Below are 18478 nucleotides of genomic sequence, written 5' to 3'. Positions count from 1 at the left end.
CCGTGAATATCCACGCGTAAGCGACCGCGCCGAGAAGGGGCTGCCGCTGACTTGCAATAGCCACGGCATTGCGGCTAAGATAGGAACCAGTTGGTTTATAATTACAGGGGAGGGCAGTGATGAAGAACCTGACCGTCATCGGTCGCCCGCGCGAGTTCGAGCTGGAAGAGGCCGCCCGCAGCGCCATGCACGTTTTCTGGGATCGCGGCTATGAAGCGGCGTCGCTACCGGATTTGATCGCCGGAACCGGTTTATCGCGCGGCAGTCTCTACAAGGCGTTCGGCGATAAAAAAGGGCTGCTGCTGGCCGCGCTGGATATCTACATGACCGAAGGTCTGAAAGCCACCTCGGATATTCTGGCGCAGCCCGGCGCGGTTAAAACGGCGATTCGCGCCTCGCTGCTGCGTTATGCCGCGCTCTCCAGCGGTGAGAAAGGGCGGCGCGGTTGTCTGGTGGTGTCGCTCACCACCGAGATGGCCGCGCATGATGAACAGATTGCCGAACGCACGGGGCGCATGTTCCGGCGTTTGCAGCAGCTGTATGCGGCAACGCTGGTGCGCGGTCAGCTGAGCGGAGAACTGCCCGAGCGTGATGAGCAGGTGCTGGCCCGCTTACTGGTTTGCCAGATTGAAGGGATGCGCATCCTCGGTAAAACCGGGGCAACGGAAGCTGAAATGAATGCCGTAGTGGACTGCACGATGCGTCTGCTCGACTAATTTTTTTATCCATATTGGAACCAATCGGTTCCTTAGTGAGGTGTTGTGATGTCCGATCCGCACGCGTTAAATCCCGAGCCACGCCGCTGGGCGATGTTTATCGTCCTGCTGACAGGCGCATTTTTACCCCCGCTGGACTTCTTTATTGTCAATGTGGCGCTGCCCTCGATTCAGAGCGATTTGGCCACGTCCGGCTCGGCGGAGCAATTTGTCATCTCGTCTTATGCCGGGTTTTATGCCGTCACGCTGATCACCGGTGGCCGCCTCGGCGATCTGTTTGGCCGCGGGCGCATGTTCTTCGTTGGCCTGACCGGTTTTGCGGCGGCTTCTGCGCTGTGTGGCTTTGCCTGGTCATCGGGCGCGCTGATCGCTGGTCGCGTGCTGCAGGGCATCACTGCAGCGATTATGGCACCGCAGGCGCTGGCCTCGATTCAGGCGATTTTCCCGGAGGCGGAGAAATCACGCGCGCTGAGCCTGTACGGCGCGGTATTTGGTCTGGCCTCGGTGATTGGCCAGGCGCTGGGCGGCATCCTGATCTCACTCAACCTGTTTAATAGCGGCTGGCGCGCCATTTTCCTGGTCAATCTGCCGGTGGCGCTGCTGGTGGTGCTGTTTGGCATCCCGTTGATTAAAGAGACGCGTGCTCAGCACGCGCGCAAGCTGGATTTTGGCGGAATGGGACTGTCGATGATGACGCTGGGTCTGCTGATCGTGCCGCTGATCGAAGGACGGGAAGCGGGCTGGCCGCTGTGGGCGTGGCTATCGCTGCTGCTGGTGCCGGTGCTGGGCACTCTGTTCTGGCGCTATGAAAGCCGGCTGGCAAAGCAGGGCGGCGATCCGCTGATCGATCCGGCGATTTTCAGCGTGCCGGGGCTGGGGCTGTCCCTGCTGCTGGCGCTGCTGTTCTACTCGATTGGCGTATTCTTCCTGCTGTTCTCGATCTATTTACAGGGCGCGCTGCATCAGGGCGTACTGAGCGCCGGGCTGATCTTCCTGCCCTTTGGTGCGGGTTTTCTGCTGGGGCCGTTGTCCACGCCCTCTGCGCGACGACTGATTGGGCCTTACGTTAACGCCACTGGGATGGTGCTGGAAGTGGCTGGCCTGCTGGGCCTGGCGTGGCTGATGGCCAGCACGCCGGTCGGTGTGTCACCGGCGGCGCTGCCGCTGGCCGTGGGGCTTTTTGTGGTGGGGTTTGGCCAGGGGCTGGCGCTGCCGACGCTGATGCACATCGTCACCGGACGCGTGGCACCCGCCTGGGCCGGGATGATTGCCGGTATCGCCAGCTCCACGTTGCAACTGAGCACGGCGCTGAGCGTGGCCATTATCGGCGGGATCTTTTATGCCGTGCTGGGCACGGGCAAGGGGCCAGGAGAGATTACCCATGCCTTCATCGTGGCGATAGTGTGTATGTCGATTTGTCTGGCGGCCGGCGCGCTGCTGAGCATCCGGCTAGCGCGCAGGCCTGCCGCACAGACGGCGGTGCTTAAAACACGCGGGAGTTCCAACGCGTTGCGGGACTGATGGTTGAAGACTGGGTGTGATCACCCCCATCACTTTACCCGATGGCGTCCATTCCTCAGAACGACATCGTGACACCGGCGTACCAGGCGCGGCCCGGTTCGTTATAGGTCGATGCCCCGGCATTTTCGCGATAAACGCGCTTATCAAACAGGTTATTGATACCGGCGTTGGCGCTCAGGTTTTTAGTGATGTCATAGTTGAGGTTCAGCCCGACAATGGAATACGGGCTGATTTCACGCTGCGACAGACCACGGCTGGCCTCGAGGCTGGTTTCCGCATACTGGCGTGGCTTCTGCCGGCCGTATTGCGTCCAGTTGATGTTGGCGCTGAGCGCCTCGGTCGCCTGCCACTCCAGCTGCGAATTGATGGTGAATTCCGGAATTACCGTCAGCGGGTTGCCGGTTTTTTTGCTCTCCGAGCGGAACATATAGGTGGCATTGGTGCGCCACTCCAGCGTGTCGGCAATCAGCGGGATGCTCAGATTGCCTTCCAGCCCTTCGACGATCGCTTTGCCGCCATTTTCCCAGCGCAGCAGGTTATACGAGCCGGTTGAAGCCACCGGCGTGGTGCCGGAGATGATTTTGTTTTTGTAATCATTGCGGAACCAGGTGATGCCCGCCACATAGCCCTGATTACTGAACTCAATGCCTACTTCTTTATTCACACTGATCTCGGGATCGAGGTCTTTGCTGCCCAGCAGGTAACAGCGTGACAGGCCAATCGGACAACCGTTGCCGCGCGTCGACAGGATATAGCCCTCAGTGGACTGATACAGGTTTGGCGCTTTAAAGGCGCGCGCAATACCGGCTTTCAGCGTGAAGTAATCACCGAGGCCCTGCGATAGATTAAGGCTCGGGCTCCAGTTAGCGCCAAACTGATCGTGATAGTCGAAGCGCAGGCCGGGAATCACTTCGGTGGAGTCGGTGGCGGCGATGTTGTCTTCGAAATAGAGCGAGCTGATGGTGGCGCTGTTTTTACTGTCACGCTGCGAACCATCGCTGGATACGCCGCCGAAATCGACGCCCGGTGCGCTGGTGGCCTGTACCGATGCCGGATCGTTAAGCTCATCGCGATTCCACTCAGCACCCAGCGTAACCGTTTGATCGACCAGCAGCTGCAGCGGGAAATTGATCTCGCCGCCGGCGCGATAGCTCTCCAGCCGGCTGGTAGCGTACGTATCGCTGTTGATCATCCCTTCGGTGCTGCCGCCGGAGCCTTCTTTCAGACGGGTATTGTTGGTTTTCTCATAGCTAAAGTTAAGCTTAGAGGTGCCCCAGTCCCAGATGCCGTTGTGCACCACTCCGTAGTTCTGGCGATACAGGCGGTTGGTTTCGCTGCCGTACAGCGCTTCAACCAGCCCGTTGGCGCTGGCATTGCTGTTGCTGTTCTGCGTGTCGCCAGCGTAAATATTGCCCTGGCGACTGTAGCCATAGCTGAAATCGACAATCTGCGTCGGGGTGATTTTCCACGATAGCACGCCGTTGATGTCTTTATTACGCACCCCTTCGCGTCCGGCGGCGTAAGATCCATTTTGCGCGGTATTGATGTCGAAGGCGTCGGCATCCGTTTTGTTCAGGTTGCCGTACAGCCGCATGGTGAGTGCCTCACCGGCCAGCGGACCGCTGAGGTTGAAGTTTGCGCGGCGGGTGGCGCCTTCCTTGTCATCTTCTGGCTGGTTAGTGAACAGCGACAGCGAACCGTGCCAGTCATTGGTCGGGCGTTTGGTAATGATGTTGACCACACCGCCGGCGGCACCGGAGCCATAACGGGCAGCGGCCGGACCGCGTATCACCTCAATGCGTTCCACCATTTCCGGCGGTACCCAGTTGGTATCTCCGCGTGAGTCGCGCTCACCGCGCCAGCTGTAACGCACCGAGTTACGGGAGGTGACCGGCACGCCATCGATCAGCACTAAGGTGTTTTCCGGGCCCATGCCGCGAATGTCGATCTGGCGGTTGTTACCGCGGCTGCCGCTGGCGCCGTTACCGGTGAGGTTAACGCCGGGCATTTTGCGGATGATGTCCGCGAGGTCGTTAACGGGCGGACTTTTTTTGATGTCTTCAGCGGTAATGGTGGAAACTCCCGGCTGCTGCTTTAGCTCCTGCTCTGCCGTCACAATCATCGACTCATCGTCGGCCAGCTTCTCCGTGGGTTCAGCGGCAAACACCGGTGAGGTTAACAGGCCCGCCAGGCACAGTACGACCGGACGCTTTTTGCCACATACTGTTACATTCACTTATATCATCTCCCTGATGCGTTAGCACTTGTAAGCAAATGCGCATGATAATGAGAATAGTTTGCATTGTATATTGATGTGCAACTTCTTTACATTCCTGCGTATATCGCCTCATCGGGCGGCTTTTTTGTCAGTTTTTGTCAGCAGGGCGATACGCTGGCTTAGACAGGAACGTTATGGCTAATAAGCAAATCATCCAGCGTGGCAGGATAAGCAGGTGCCTGATTTGCGGTAACAATCTGGTTTTTGCGCGACGACAGGGCCGCATTCAGGCCAGCAAAGAACCCTATTGCCGGATTTCGGCAATAGATATCTGTTTTTCGCATTTGTGATCGCTGCCTATCTTCCAGAGAATGGCTGCGGGACGTTTAGAGGATGACAATCCTTTGCGCCGCGCGGCTTTACGCGACATGGGCAAAGGGAAAAATACATCGCTACCTCGACGCCTTTTCCCTGCCGGGAAACATTTTAAATATCAGGAGAAAGGTTCCAGTGAAATTCGCAAAAGGTATCACCCTTTTCGCACTCGCTCTCAGTGCGCACACCGCGTTTGCCGCCGAACAATCCGTCCCAACCGACAGCTCACTGCATGTACAAGCTGATGCCGCGCTGAAAAGCCTGGTGCCCGCCGACGTGGCGAAGCGTGGCTATATTGTGGCAGGAACCAACCCCAACACGCCGCCCACCACCTTCTATAAAGAAGACAACAAAACGCTGGCCGGTCGTGAAATTGACATCATGAACGCGGTCGGTGAGCGTCTCGGCATTCAGGTGCAGTGGCGTGATACCGGCGGCTTCGACAACATCATTCCGGGACTGAAAACCGGCCGCTACGATGTGGCCTTGTCCAACATCAACGCCACGCCGGCGCGCGCCAAAATTATCGACTTCGTGAGTTACTACGACGCCAGCCGTCTCGGCATTATTTCGCGGAAAGACGCCAACGTCGCGCCGTTCAAAACCCTCGACGAGGTGTGCGGTAAAGAAGTCGGCGCCGGTTCCGGCACCACCCAGGTGACCCGTCTGGAAGAGGCCAGCAAAGCCTGTGAAGCGGCCGGGAAAAAACCGATTAAAGTGTCAGTGTTCCCGGATCGCCCGGCGGGTGTTCAGGCCGTGGTCAGCGGGCGTGTGCCGATGTTCCTCGGTCCGTACGAAGGCCTGCTGTGGCAGGTGAAAGTGATCAAACCGCTGACCATGAGCGGCGAAATTACCGTGCATGATGCGCCGGTATCGGTCGCCTTCCCGAAAGATTCCGCGCTTGAACCTGCGGTACAGGCAGCGCTGAACTCGCTGATTAAAGATGGTAGCTACCAGAAGATCCTGGATAACTGGGGCATCGGCTTTGGCGCGGTTAAAGAGTCAAAACGTAATCAGGATATCTTTCAATGAGTGACTTTCACGACCACACCGACGATCTGAAAATCGTCGGTAAACGCTACTACGGACGCTGGCTCAGTGCGCTGGTGGTGCTGTTGTGCGTGGTGGCGATGGCGCATTCGATGATCAACAATCCGCGCTTCGAATGGGGCGTGATTGCGGAAAACTTCACCGGCGAGTCGATCCTGCAGGGCGTGCTGATGACGCTGCAGCTGACCGCGATTTCGGTGATGCTGGGCTTCGCCTTTGGCACGGTGCTGGCGCTGATGCGCCTGTCATCCAACCCGGTGCTGGTCGGCGTCAGCTGGTTCTATACCTGGTTTTTCCGCGGCGTACCGATGCTGGTACAGCTGTTCCTGTGGTACAACATCGCGGCGCTGTACCCGACCATTTCACTGTCGCTGCCGGGCCTGGGTGAAATCTGGAGTACTCAGTCTAATGCGCTGGTCAGTCCGTTCAGCGCGGCGGTGATCGCGCTGGTAATGCATCAGTCCGCCTATGCGGCTGAGATCGTGCGCGCCGGGATTCAGAGCGTTGGCAACGGCCAGCTGGAAGCCGCCCGTGCGCTGGGTTACCGTCCGGCGCAGATTTTCCGTCATACCGTACTGCCGCAGGCGATGCGCGCCATCATGCCGCCGGCCGGTAACGAAATCATCGGCCAGCTGAAAACCACGGCGGTGGTATCGGTGATCTCCCTGCAGGATGTGCTGTTTTCGGCGCAGATCATCTATCAGCGCACCTATGAAGTGATCCCGCTGCTGCTGGTGGCGACACTGTGGTATCTGCTGATGACTTCGGTACTGTCGGTTGGTCAGTTCTACGTCGAGCGGTACTTTGGCCGTGGCGTCACGCGCCGTGAAAAGCGCAGTTTACTTAAGTCGCTGCCCGGTTTCTCTGCGCCTAAAGCCGAAAGGAGCGTAAGCAATGGCTGAAGCGATCGCCTTACGTAAGGTGACCAAACGTTTTTCCGGCGTCACTATTCTGGATGAAGTTAATCTTGATATCCCGGCCGGCTCGGTGACGGTGATCCTCGGACCGTCCGGCTCAGGCAAATCGACGCTGTTGCGCTGCATTAATCATCTGGAAAAACTGGATGGCGGCACGATTCGTATCGGTGGCGAGATCATTGGTTACAAGCAGAAAGGCCAGGCGCTGCACGAGCTGAGCAGCAGCGAGATTGCGCGTCAGCGTGCCGAAATCGGCATGGTGTTTCAGCAGTTCAACCTGTTCCCGCACCGCACCGTGCTGCAAAACATTGTCGATGCGCCGATGCGGGTGAAAAAACAGAGCCGCCAGCAGGCGACCAGCAAAGCGCTGTCACTGCTTAAGCAGGTGGGGCTGGCCGGGCGCGAAGAAGAGTGGCCGCAGAATCTCTCCGGTGGTCAGCAGCAGCGCGTGGCGATCGCCCGTGCGCTGGCGATGGATCCCGGCGTGATGCTGTTTGATGAGCCCACGTCTGCGCTCGATCCGGAACTGGTGGGTGAAGTGCTGCAGGTGATCAAACAGCTGGCGCACTCCGGCATCACCATGGTGATCGTGACACACGAGATCGGTTTTGCGCGCGAGGTGGCCGATAACATCGTGTTTATGGAAGGCGGGCGGATTGTGGCGGCGGGGCCGACGCAGCAGGTGCTCGACGATCCGGAAAACGGACGGGTAAGAAACTTTATTGCAACGGTGCTGTAAGCACCGTTTTTCATTTTTGACTCCAGGAAGCATGATGACGCAAAAACCGGTGATGCACAGCGCCCACTGGGGTGCTTTTACTGCCCGCCAGCAGGGCGATCGGCTGACCATCGAACCGTTTCACGGCGATCCCGATCCCAGCCCGCTGCTGCAAAACTTTCACAATGTCCTGCATCACCCGGCGCGCGTGGCGCAACCGATGGTGCGCCGTGGCTGGCTGGAAAATGGGCCCGGCGCGGATCCACGTCGCGGTAATGACGACTATGTGGCGGTGAGCTGGGAGCAGGCTTACACGCTGGTGGCGCGCGAACTGCAGCGCGTCGGTGACGCGTATGGGCCGGAAGGTATTTTTGGTGGCTCATATGGCTGGTCAAGTGCCGGCCGTTTTCATCACGCGCAGAGCCAGGTGCACCGCTTTCTTAACACGGTGATGGGCGGCTATGTGCGCTCGGTGAACAGCTACAGTTCCGGCTCGGCTTCGGTGCTGTTACCGCATATCGTCGGCGACATGAATGAGATCGCCCGCCGCGGCGTCAGCTGGGAAGAGATCGCCCGGCATAGCGAGATCGTGCTGGCGTTCGGCGGCCTGGCGCTGAAAAACTCGCAGGTGGCAAGCGGTGGTCTGAGCGAACACACCGAACGCGGCTTTATGCAGCAGGCGGCAGAACGCGGCGCACGCTTTATTTCGGTGAGCCCGTTGCAGAGCGATCTGCCCGATGAGGCGCAGGGAGAGTGGCTGGCGCTGTGCCCCGGTACCGATGCGGCCTTCATTCTCGGTCTGCTGTCGGTGCTGATTGACGAGCAGCGCACCGATGAGGCTTTCCTCGCGCGTTACACCTTCGGCTGGCAGCAAATGGTCGCCTATATTCGCGGCGAAGAGGACGGTACGCGGCGCGACGCACAGTGGGCGGCTGAGATTTGTGGCGTCAGCGCGGCAACAATCACCGATTTTGCGCGCCAGCTGCACGGTAAACGTGTGCTGGTTACCGTGGCGCACGCATTGCAGCGCGCGGAACACGGTGAGCAACCGGTATGGCTGGGGCTGGTGCTGGCGGCCGCGCTGGGACAGCCGGGGCTGCCGGGCGGTGGATACACCTATGCGCTCGGCGCACTCGGCCATTACGGTAAGCATCATAATCTGGTGAGTTTCCCGGCGCTGCCGCAGGGCAGGAACGGTATTGACCGGCTGATTCCGGTGGCGCGCATCGCCGATATGCTGCTGCATCCCGGCACGCAGTTTGATTACAACGGCCGGCGTCTGACCTATCCGCACATCCGTCTGGCCTACTGGGCGGGCGGCAATCCGTTCCATCATCATCAGGATCTGGCGCGGCTGCGGCAGGCGTTTTGCCAGTTGGATACGCTGATTGTGCACGAGACCGCGTGGACCGCCAGCGCGCGCCATGCAGATATCGTGCTGCCTGCCACCATGACGCTGGAGCGTGAAGATATCGGCGGTGCGCCGACCGATCGTCATCTGTTTGCCATGCAGCCGGTGGCGCAACCTTACGCGCAGGCGCAGGATGACTACACCATTTTTGCTGAACTGGCGCGTCGTTTAGGCCGTGAAGAGGCGTTCACCGAAGGACGCGACGCCCGCGGCTGGCTGCGCCATCACTATGCGCAGCTGCAGGAAAAACTGGCCGCGCATCAGGTGACGATTCCTGATTTCGACCAGTTCTGGCTGCAGGGCGTGATTGAACTGCCGCAGCTGAAAGATGGCGGGCGGATGATCAATGCGTTTCGGGCCGATCCGGCGGCGGCACCGCTACCGACGCCAAGCGGCAAAATCGAAATCTTTTCCGCCACCATTGCCAGCTTTGGCTATGAAAATTGCCCCGGCCATCCGGTGTGGCGCGCACCGCAGCAGCAGCCGGATGCGGAACATCCGCTATGGTTGATCGCGAATCAGCCGGCCACGCGTCTGCACAGCCAGCTGGATTTTGGTGACTACAGCCTGAGCGGCAAACGCGAAGGACGTGAGGTGTGCAGCCTGCATCCGCACGATGCCGCCGCGCGCGGCATTACCGACGGCGACATTATCGAGTTGTACAATCAGCGCGGTCACGTGCTGGCCAGCGCTCGCGTCACCGAAAGCATTATGCCGGGGGTGGTGCAGTTGCCGACCGGCGCCTGGTACGATCCGGTCGATCCCACCGCGCTGCGACCGCTGTGTCGCCACGGTAATCCGAATGTGCTGACGCTGGATATCGGTACTTCATCGCTGGCGCAGGGCTGTAGCGGACAAATCACCGTGGTGCAGTTGCGCAAATACCGCGGCGAGCTGACGCCGGTGCAGGCATTTATTCCGCCGCAACCGGTCAGCTACAGCACTGAGATTATCTGAGGCCGTGCAGGGCTTCGCCTACCGCATCAAATAGCCGGTCCAGTTCGGCCGGCTGGGTATCAAACATCGGGCCGAACTGCAGCGTATCGCCGCCAAAGCGGACGTAAAAGCCGGCTTTCCACAGCGCCATGCCCGCTTCAAACGGCCGCACGGTCGCGTCACCTTCACGGGGTGCCAGCTGAATGGCACCGACCAGCCCGCAGTTGCGGATATCCACCACCTGCGGACAATCGCGCAGCCCGTGCAGCGCACGTTCAAAATGCGGTGCCAGTTCGGCCGACTGGCTAATCAGCGCCTCGTTTTCCAGCACGTCCAGCGTCGCCAGCGCGGCCGCGCAGGCCACCGGATGCGCCGAATAGGTGTAGCCGTGCGCAAACTCAACCGCGTGCTGCGGCAGCGGCTGAGACATAAAGGTGTGATAGATTTCGCTGCTGGCCACCACGCCGCCCAGCGGAATGGCACCGTTGGTAATCTGTTTGGCGAAGTTGAGCAGATCCGGTGTGACGCCAAAATACTCCGCGCCGCTCCAGCGTCCCATGCGGCCAAAGCCGGTGATCACTTCGTCAAAAATCAGCAAAATATCGTGCTGCGTACAGATCTCACGCAGGCGCTGCAGGTAGCCGTGCGGCGGAATAATCGCGCCGGCAGATCCGGACAGCGGTTCAACAATCAGCGCGGCAATAGTCGAAGCATCATGCAGTTCAATCAGCTTCAGCATCTCATCCGCCAGCGCCTCGCCCCCCGTGGCAGGCTGGCCGGGGGTGAACGCCAGCTCTGGCTGCAGCGTATGCGGCAGGTGATCAACCTCCAGCAGCTGACCAAAGGCCTTACGGTTGCCGCCGATTCCTCCAAGGCTGGTGCCGCCAATGTTCACGCCGTGATAGCCGCGCGCGCGACCAATCAACCGGGTTTTATTAGGCTGGCCTTTGGCCCGCCACCAGGCGCGCGCCATTTTCACCGCAGTATCCGCCGACTCCGACCCCGAACCGGTAAAGAACACGTGGTTGAGATGGCCGGGCATCAGGCTGGCGATGCGCTCGGCCAGCTGAAACGACAGCGGATGGCCATACTGAAAGCCCGGCGAGTAATCCAGCGTACCGAGTTGCTGCGCGACCGCCTGCTGGATTTCACGGCGCGTGTGGCCCGCGCCGCAGGTCCATAAACCGGACAGACTATCGAAAATCTGGCGGCCGTCGCCATCGGTCAGCCAGTGGCCGTGCGCGGCGACAATAAAACGGGGATCCTGCTGAAAATAGCGGTTAGCAGTGAACGGCATCCAGTGCGCCTGTAAATTCAGGTCGGCGGTATTGATCGGCTGTGACATCGGGTTTTCTCCGGCATGTGTTAAGCAGAGTTTGCAATCCGCCGCCGGTTAAGTTAAATGCTAATTAACTTGTCTTCACTTATGGATTTACTCACCTGAATGAAAAAGAAAACGCTGGCCCAGGTGACCGACTTCGACCTCAGACTGCTGCGCGTTTTCAAAACCGTCAGCGAGTGCGGCAGCTTTTCCGCCGCCGAAAGCCTGCTCGGTATTACGCGCTCGGCCATCAGCCTGCATATGAGCGATCTGGAAAAACGGCTGGGCATGCGCCTGTGCCAGCGCGGTCGCGCCGGGTTTGCGCTCACCGAGGAAGGGCGTGAAATTTTACGACACAGCGAGACCATGATGGCGGCGGTGGAAGATTTTCGCCAGCAGGTGAACCAGATGCATCAGCAGCTGCGCGGGGAGTTCAACATCGGCATCATCAATAATCTGGTGACGCAGCCGCGCATGCGTCTCACCCATGCGCTGGCGGCGCTGCGGGAGAGCGGGGCAGGGATCCGGATCAACATCAGTATGTTAACCGCGGCGGACATCGAGCGTGGCCTGCTGGAAGGACGCCTGCACGTGGGCGCGCTGCCGATGGCGGCGCCGGTCTCCGGGCTGGCGTACGCACAGCTGTATGATGAACATGCGCAGCTCTATTGCAGCCACGCGCACCCGCTGTTTAACCATGCGGAGCGGCCGGAACACCACGCGCTGGCGGCCTGCGATGCGATAGCGCCGCTGTTTCGCATGCCGGCGGGGGCGATTGCGCTGCATCAGCAGCTGAACTGCAGCGCCACCGCTTCCGACCGCGAAGGGATCGCATTTCTCATTCTCACCGGGCGCTATATCGGTTTCCTGCCGGACCACTACGCCGCGCAGTGGGTGGAGAAACAGCAGATGCGCGCCCTCGCGCCGCAGCAGTTCCATTACCACAGTCAAATCGCGCTCGTCACGCGCCAGGGCCCGCGTCACAACACCATCCTGCAACGCTTTTTGCAGGCGCTGGCGCTGGACGAGCCCGGCGCTTAGCAGAGGCGCTAAGGCATTCTAGTTACAACATACTGTTAGTTTGCTACATCAACCCGGGTGCCAGCACCGTGCGGCGTAAAGTCTGACAGGCCTTGATGGCAGGCGGGGTGACGAGAGAGAAGAGGGCGAAAAAAAGGGGAGAACCATGCGTTCTCCCCTGAGATATCACTGCTTTATGCGCGCAGCGGTTCGCCGCGTACCGGGCGATCGCCCGCCACGAAGTAGTCCGCTTCGCTGCGCGGTAACGGCTGGCGGCCACGAATGTTGTCGGCGATCTTCTCACCAATCATGATGGTGGTGGCGTTCAGGTTACCGGTGATGATCAGCGGCATAATTGAGGCGTCGACTACGCGCAGCCCCTGCAGACCGTGTACGCGACCTTCGCCATCCACAACCGCCATCTCATCGCTGCCCATTTTACAGGTGCCGCACGGATGGTAAGCGGTCTCAGCATGGTTGCGCACAAACTCATCCAGCTGCTCGTCGCTCTGGCACTCCAGCCCCGGACTGATCTCTTTGCCGCGATACTTATCCAGCGCCGGCTGGTTGATGATTTGCCGCGTGATGCGGATGGCATCGCGGAACTCATGCCAGTCCTGCTCGTGCGCCATGTAGTTAAACAGAATCGCCGGATGACGGCGCGGATCGCGCGACTTAATGCGCACGTGACCGCGGCTTGGCGAACGCATCGAACCGACGTGACACTGGAAGCCATGCGCTTCTACCGCATTCGAGCCGTTGTAGTTAATCGCCACCGGCAGGAAGTGGTACTGAATGTTGGGCCAGGCAAACTCTTCCCGGCTGCGGATAAAGCCACCGCCTTCAAACTGGTTGCTGGCGCCGATACCGGTGCCTTTGAACAGCCACTCGGCACCAATTTTCGGCTGGTTCCACCACTTCAGGGCCGGATAGAGCGATACCGGCTCTTTGCACTCGTACTGCAGGTACATCTCCAGATGATCCTGCAGGTTTTCACCGACGCCCGGCAGATCATGCACCAGCGGGATGTCGTGCTGCTTCAGCAATGCCGCCGCGCCAACGCCGGAGCGCTGCAGAATCTGCGGCGAGGCGATAGCACCGGCGCACAGCAGCACTTCACGCCGCGCATGCACGGTGTGCGACGTATCGCTGGCGCCGTGCAGATACTGCACGCCGACCGCGCGTTTGCCCTCGAACAGAATGCGATCGGTGGTGGCGTGGGTGATGATTTTCAGGTTCGGACGCTGTTTCGCCGTATCCAGATAACCGCGCGCGGTGCTGGAGCGGCGGCCCTGCGGCGTCACGAAACGGTCCATCGGACCAAATCCTTCCTGCTGATAACCGTTGAGATCGTCGGTACGCGGATAGCCCGCCTGCACGCCGGCTTCAATCATCGCGGCGAACAGCGGGTTGTTGCCTGGCTTACAGGTGGTGATGCTCACCGGGCCTTCGCCACCGTGATAATCATTAGCACCGATATCGCGCGTTTCCGACTTGCGGTAGTAGGGCAGGCAGTCGCGGTAAGTCCAGTTTTCCAGACCCGGCTGCTGCGCCCAGTTGTCGAGATCCATGGCGTTACCGCGGATGTAGCACATGCCGTTGATCAGCGACGAACCGCCCAGCCCTTTACCGCGTCCGCACTCCATGCGGCGGTTATTCATGTGTGGCTCAGGCTCGGTTTCGTACGCCCAGTTGTAGCGTTTGCCCTGTAATGGCCAGGCCAGCGCCGCCGGCATTTGCGTGCGGAAATCAAAGCGGTAATCGGGACCGCCGGCCTCCAGCAGCAGGACGTTCACGCTGCTGTCTTCGGTCAGTCTTGTTGCCAAAACGTTCCCTGCGGATCCGGCTCCGATAATGATGTAATCAAATTCCATTAGTCGCTCCTCAGGTTAAGCTTGATTAAAATACCGACTGAAAACGGGTCAGTTCGACCTGCACAGATTTCACCTGGGTGTAGCTCTGCAGCGTCATCAGGCCATTCTCGCGGCCAATACCGGAGTGCTTGTAACCGCCCACCGGCATTTCAGCGGCGGATTCCCCCCAGGTGTTGATCCAGCAAATGCCCGCTTCAATCTGGTGAATGACGCGGTGCGCGCGATTCAGATCCCGGGTGACCAGACCCGCCGCCAGGCCGTATTCGGTGGCATTGGCGCGGCGCACCACTTCTTCCTCGCTGTCGTAGGTCAGGATCGACATCACCGGTCCGAAAATCTCTTCGCGCACGATGGTCATTTCATCACGGCAATCGGTGAACACGGTCGGTTCTACCCAGGCACCGTTATCAAACGCTGCGCCGCTCATGCGTTTTCCGCCGCACAGCAGGCGCGCGCCTTCGCTGATGCCGGATTCGATATAGCGCAACACATTGTCACGGTGCGGGAAGCTGACCAGCGGGCCAAAGTTGGTGGCCGGATCGTTGACATCGCCGGCTTTGATGCGTGCCACGCGTTCAGCGATTTTTGCCTCAAACGCCTGCTGCAATGCCGTCGGCACAAACACGCGCGTGCCGTTGGTGCACACCTGGCCGGAGCTGTAGAAGTTCGCCATCATGGCGATGTCGGCGGCGAGATCGAGGTCGGCGTCGTCAAACACGATCAGCGGCGATTTGCCGCCCAGCTCCATGGTCACCTCTTTCAGCGTGGAGCCGGCCGCGTTGGCCATCACTTTTTTGCCGCTGGCCACGCCGCCGGTGAAGGAGATTTTGTCGATGCCCGGATGGTCGGTCAGCAGCTGACCGGTCACCGCGCCGCGTCCGTTCAGCACGTTGAACACGCCATCCGGTACGCCGGCTTCGCTGTAGATTTCTGCCAGCTTCAGCGCGCTCAGCGGCGTCACTTCGCTGGGTTTAAAGATCATCGCGTTACCAGCCGCCAGCGCCGGTGCAGATTTCCACAGCGCGATCTGAATCGGATAGTTCCATGCGCCAATACCGGCGACCACACCAAGCGGTTCGCGGCGCGTATAGACGAAGGAGGTATCACGCAGCGGGATCTGCTGGCCTTCAAGCGCCGGGATCAGGCCGGCGTAGTACTCCAGCACATCGGCACCGGTAACAATGTCCACCGCCTGGGTTTCACTCAGCGGTTTACCGGTGTCGAGGGTTTCCAGCGCCGCCAGCTCATCGTTACGCTCGCGCAGGATATCCACCGCACGGCGCAGGATGCGTGACCGCTCCATCGCCGTCATGGCCGCCCAGATTTTCTGGCCTTTTTGCGCGGCGGCGACCGCGCGATCGACATCCGCCTGCGCGGCTTCATGGACCTCGGCCAGCACTTCGCCATTGGCCGGGCTGATGGTCTGGAATGTGTCGCCCGCTGCTGCGGCAACGTATTGACCATCAATGTATAAATGCTGCTCGGTGAATCGGGACATGGTTGCTCCTTCCTCAGTGATTCGCGGCGCCAGCCAGCTGCTGGCGAATGAATTGGGTGGTGAGCGTTCTGGCAATCGCCAGATCAAACGGTTTGCCGCTCAGCGCGGCGCGCAGCCACAGGCCATCAATCAGCGAGGCCAGACCGTGCGCGGCCAGCCGCGCCTGCTCACGCGGCAGCTCGCGGCGAAACTCGGCAGCGAGCGTGGAAAACAGGCGACGGCTGCTGACGCGTTCCAGGCGACCCAGCTGCGGCTGATGCATGCTGCTGGCCCAGAAGTCCAGCCACGCTTTCATCGCCGCGCTGTGCACCTGGGTGTCGTCGAAGTTACCTTCGACAATCGCCAGCAGGCGCGCTTCGGTGCCGGCTCCCGCCAGCGGTTTCAGTCGTGCCGCCACCGCATCACGCAGCTGACGCGTCACGTCGCGCATGGTGGCTTCCAGCAAACCGTTTTTGTCTTTGAAGTAGTGGCTGATGATGCCGGTCGAGACGCCGGCGCGCCGCGCAATCTGCGCAATGGTCGCGTCATTGATCCCGACTTCGTTAATGGTACTCAGGGTCGCATCAATCAGTTGCCGACGACGTATCGGCTGCATTCCCACCTTTGGCATGACTCCAGCTCCACCGCAATGTAAGACCCCTATTAAAACTTTTTTTGATTGCACGTTCAATATAAAAAAGAAACTTGTTAGGATACTGTGCTTCGGTTGTTATGAAAGCGCAACGGGAAGGTGAATACTGAACCGTGCCGAACAATCAGGAGGGAAAACAGGAGAACGATACCGATAAGGCCGATCGCTACGGCCCTGCTACTTCATTGAATAATTACAGGAAATTAACCAGAGGTAACCGATGATTAATCCACCTGCCAGTGAAAAAGACAGAATCAATCCCGTGGTGTTTTACACCTCTGCCGGACTGATTCTGACATTTTCACTTGTCACCATTTTGTACAGCGATCTCGCTGCCGGCTGGATCCAGAGCGCCGTCAACTGGGTATCGTCCACTTTTGGCTGGTACTACATGCTGGCCGCCACGCTGTATATCGTCTTCGTCATCTATATGGCCTGTTCACGCTACGGCGCCATCAAGCTGGGCCCGGAGCAGTCCAAACCCGAATTCAGTCTGCTGAGCTGGTCGGCGATGTTGTTTGCCGCCGGCATCGGCATCGATTTGATGTTCTTCTCGGTGGCGGAACCGGTCACGCAGTATATGCAGCCGCCGGAAGGGGCCGGTCAGACCCTGGAAGCGGCGCGTCAGGCGATGGTGTGGACGCTGTTTCACTACGGTCTGACCGGCTGGTCGATGTATGCGCTGATGGGCATCGCGCTCGGCTACTTCAGCTACCGCTATAATCTGCCGCTCACTATTCGCTCGGCGCTCTATCCGATTTTTGGCAAACGTATTAACGGCCCGATTGGCCACACGGTGGATATCGCGGCGGTGATCGGTACCATTTTTGGTATCGCCACCACGCTGGGTATCGGCGTGGTACAGCTCAACTACGGGCTGAAAGTGTTATTTGATGTGCCGGAAGGGCTGACGGCGCAGATGGCGCTGATTGTACTGTCGGTGGTGATCGCCACCATTTCAGTGACCTCGGGCGTGGATAAAGGCATCCGCATCCTGTCGGAGCTGAATGTCGCGCTGGCGCTTGGTCTGATTCTGTTTGTGCTGTTTATGGGCAAGACGGATTTCCTGCTCAACGCGCTGGTGCTGAACGTCGGTGATTACATCAACCGCTTTATGGGCATGACGCTCAACACCTTTGCGTTTGATCGTCCGACGCAGTGGATGAATAGCTGGACGCTTTTTTTCTGGGCGTGGTGGGTGGCGTGGTCGCCGTTTGTCGGCCTGTTCCTCGCCCGTATTTCCCGAGGCCGCACCATCCGTGAGTTTGTGCTCGGCACGCTGATTATCCCGTTCACCTTCACGCTGCTGTGGCTGTCGGTGTTCGGTAACGCGGCGCTGTACGAGATCATCCACGGCGATGCCGGTTTTGCCCAGGAAGTGATGGCGCATGCCGAGCGCGGGTTCTACAGCCTGCTGGCGCAGTACCCGGCGTTTAAGTTCAGCGCCTCGGTCGCCACCATTACCGGCATGCTGTTTTATGTTACTTCGGCGGATTCCGGCTCGCTGGTGCTGGGGAACTTCACCTCGAAGCTGAAGGATATCAACAGCGATGCGCCAAACTGGCTGCGCATTTTCTGGTCGGTGGCGATTGGCGTGCTGACCATGGGTATGCTGATGACCAACGGCATCTCTGCGCTGCAAAACACCACGGTGATCATGGGCCTGCCGTTCAGCTTCGTGATCTTCTTTGTGATGGCCGGGCTGTATAAATCACTCAAAGTGGAAGATCACCGCCGCGCCAGCGCCAGCCGTGATACCGCGCCCTATATTCCGGCGAGCAATGACCGTTTGAGCTGGAAAAAGCGGCTGTCGCGCCTGATGAACTACCCGGGCACGCGCTATACCCAGCAGATGATGGAAACGGTGATCTATCCGGCGATGCAGGATGTCGCCAAAGAGCTGGAGCTGCGCGGCGGTCGCGTATCGCTGGAGAGCGTTGCGCCGGAAGAGGGCCAGCCGCTGGGCTACCTTGATCTGCGCGTGCACCTCGGCGAGGAGCAGGATTTCGTCTATCAGGTGTGGCCGCAGCAGTACTCGGTACCGGGCTTTACCTATCGCGCCCGCAGCGGTAAGTCGCACTATTACCGGCTGGAAACCTTCCTGCTGGAGGGCAGCCAGGGTAACGATCTGATGGACTACAACAAGGAGCAGGTGATCATCGACATTCTCGATCAGTACGAGCGTCACCTGAACTTTATCCATCTGCATCGTGAAGCGCCGGGCAGCAATATCACTTACCCGAGCGTGTAACAGTGCGGGCAGCCGTGCAAG

13 protein-coding genes are annotated in these 18478 nt (G+C 59.5%); 8 read left to right on the top strand and 5 right to left on the bottom strand.

What is annotated here, in order from left to right:
• The first annotated feature begins 119 nt into the window (after positions 1–119).
• Together KOL70_RS19410 and KOL70_RS19405 are read left to right on the top strand one after the other, a co-directional pair.
• Positions 120–716, top strand: coding sequence for a TetR/AcrR family transcriptional regulator (locus tag KOL70_RS19410; protein ID WP_088517674.1), 597 nt, complete (start codon positions 120–122; stop codon positions 714–716).
• A gap of 48 nt (positions 717–764) precedes the next feature.
• Entirely contained in the window at positions 765–2237 is a 1473-nt protein-coding gene (locus tag KOL70_RS19405) for an MFS transporter (RefSeq protein WP_215481374.1), read from the top strand.
• A gap of 55 nt (positions 2238–2292) precedes the next feature.
• Here the strand turns inward: KOL70_RS19405 and KOL70_RS19400 are convergent, their stop codons facing one another.
• A complete protein-coding gene (locus tag KOL70_RS19400) occupies positions 2293–4473 on the bottom strand; it encodes a FepA family TonB-dependent siderophore receptor (protein WP_215481373.1) in 2181 nt (726 codons plus the stop codon).
• 492 nt (positions 4474–4965) lie between these two features.
• Here KOL70_RS19400 and KOL70_RS19395 point away from each other — a divergent pair, with 492 nt between their 5' ends.
• Genes KOL70_RS19395 through KOL70_RS19380 form a run of 4 tightly spaced genes read left to right on the top strand, consistent with a single transcriptional unit; the run spans position 4966 to position 9883 of the window.
• Positions 4966–5862 (top strand): ABC transporter substrate-binding protein, encoded by an 897-nt coding sequence (locus tag KOL70_RS19395; RefSeq protein ID WP_021509534.1) that lies wholly within the window; start codon positions 4966–4968, stop codon positions 5860–5862.
• Complete coding sequence (locus KOL70_RS19390; RefSeq protein WP_215481372.1) at positions 5859–6782, top strand: amino acid ABC transporter permease; 924 nt, start codon at positions 5859–5861, stop codon at positions 6780–6782. Before KOL70_RS19395 ends, KOL70_RS19390 begins: the two co-directional genes overlap by 4 nt.
• Positions 6775–7536, top strand: coding sequence for an amino acid ABC transporter ATP-binding protein (locus KOL70_RS19385; protein ID WP_058758829.1), 762 nt, complete (start codon positions 6775–6777; stop codon positions 7534–7536). The genes KOL70_RS19390 and KOL70_RS19385 overlap by 8 nt, the downstream gene beginning before the upstream one ends.
• Positions 7537–7570: 34 nt before the next feature.
• A complete protein-coding gene (locus tag KOL70_RS19380; protein WP_215481429.1) occupies positions 7571–9883 on the top strand; it encodes a molybdopterin-dependent oxidoreductase in 2313 nt (770 codons plus the stop codon).
• Here KOL70_RS19380 and KOL70_RS19375 read toward each other — a convergent pair.
• Complete coding sequence (locus KOL70_RS19375) at positions 9876–11207, bottom strand: aspartate aminotransferase family protein (protein WP_058758827.1); 1332 nt, start codon at positions 11205–11207, stop codon at positions 9876–9878. The genes KOL70_RS19380 and KOL70_RS19375 overlap by 8 nt on opposite strands.
• A 99-nt stretch (positions 11208–11306) precedes the next feature.
• Between KOL70_RS19375 and KOL70_RS19370 the strand changes: the two genes are divergently transcribed.
• On the top strand, positions 11307–12224 hold the full coding sequence (locus tag KOL70_RS19370) for a LysR family transcriptional regulator (protein WP_215481371.1): 918 nt from the start codon (positions 11307–11309) through the stop codon (positions 12222–12224).
• A 173-nt stretch (positions 12225–12397) separates the two neighbouring features.
• On the opposite strand, the gene betA is transcribed toward KOL70_RS19370, so the two are convergent.
• Genes betA through betI form a run of 3 tightly spaced genes read right to left on the bottom strand, consistent with a single transcriptional unit; the run spans position 12398 to position 16185 of the window.
• On the bottom strand, positions 12398–14077 hold the full coding sequence (gene betA / locus KOL70_RS19365) for a choline dehydrogenase (RefSeq protein ID WP_021509528.1): 1680 nt from the start codon (positions 14075–14077) through the stop codon (positions 12398–12400).
• Between the two features lie 25 nt (positions 14078–14102).
• Positions 14103–15575 (bottom strand): betaine-aldehyde dehydrogenase, encoded by a 1473-nt coding sequence (betB, locus tag KOL70_RS19360; protein ID WP_215481370.1) that lies wholly within the window; start codon positions 15573–15575, stop codon positions 14103–14105.
• 13 nt (positions 15576–15588) lie between these two features.
• A complete protein-coding gene (betI, locus tag KOL70_RS19355; protein ID WP_058758824.1) occupies positions 15589–16185 on the bottom strand; it encodes a transcriptional regulator BetI in 597 nt (198 codons plus the stop codon).
• Positions 16186–16426: 241 nt separating this feature from the next.
• Between betI and KOL70_RS19350 the strand changes: the two genes are divergently transcribed.
• Positions 16427–18457, top strand: coding sequence for a choline transporter (locus KOL70_RS19350; RefSeq protein ID WP_021509525.1), 2031 nt, complete (start codon positions 16427–16429; stop codon positions 18455–18457).
• The last annotated feature ends 21 nt before the right edge of the window (positions 18458–18478 follow it).

This window comes from Pantoea sp. B270 (genome assembly GCF_018726825.1).
Taxonomy (GTDB): Bacteria; Pseudomonadota; Gammaproteobacteria; order Enterobacterales; family Enterobacteriaceae; genus Pantoea; species Pantoea dispersa.
This window is presented reverse-complemented; position numbering and strand designations above follow the sequence as displayed.

Coding starts and splice junctions, on each gene's coding strand:
- KOL70_RS19405 (WP_215481374.1), top strand. CDS start 765: ATGTCCGATCCGCACGCGTTAAATCCCGAGCCACGCCGCTGGGCGATG.
- KOL70_RS19350 (WP_021509525.1), top strand. CDS start 16,427: ATGATTAATCCACCTGCCAGTGAAAAAGACAGAATCAATCCCGTGGTG.
- KOL70_RS19410 (WP_088517674.1), top strand. CDS start 120: ATGAAGAACCTGACCGTCATCGGTCGCCCGCGCGAGTTCGAGCTGGAA.
- KOL70_RS19370 (WP_215481371.1), top strand. CDS start 11,307: ATGAAAAAGAAAACGCTGGCCCAGGTGACCGACTTCGACCTCAGACTG.
- betB (WP_215481370.1), bottom strand. CDS start 15,575: ATGTCCCGATTCACCGAGCAGCATTTATACATTGATGGTCAATACGTT.
- KOL70_RS19390 (WP_215481372.1), top strand. CDS start 5,859: ATGAGTGACTTTCACGACCACACCGACGATCTGAAAATCGTCGGTAAA.
- KOL70_RS19385 (WP_058758829.1), top strand. CDS start 6,775: ATGGCTGAAGCGATCGCCTTACGTAAGGTGACCAAACGTTTTTCCGGC.
- KOL70_RS19380 (WP_215481429.1), top strand. CDS start 7,571: ATGACGCAAAAACCGGTGATGCACAGCGCCCACTGGGGTGCTTTTACT.
- betA (WP_021509528.1), bottom strand. CDS start 14,077: ATGGAATTTGATTACATCATTATCGGAGCCGGATCCGCAGGGAACGTT.
- betI (WP_058758824.1), bottom strand. CDS start 16,185: ATGCCAAAGGTGGGAATGCAGCCGATACGTCGTCGGCAACTGATTGAT.
- KOL70_RS19375 (WP_058758827.1), bottom strand. CDS start 11,207: ATGTCACAGCCGATCAATACCGCCGACCTGAATTTACAGGCGCACTGG.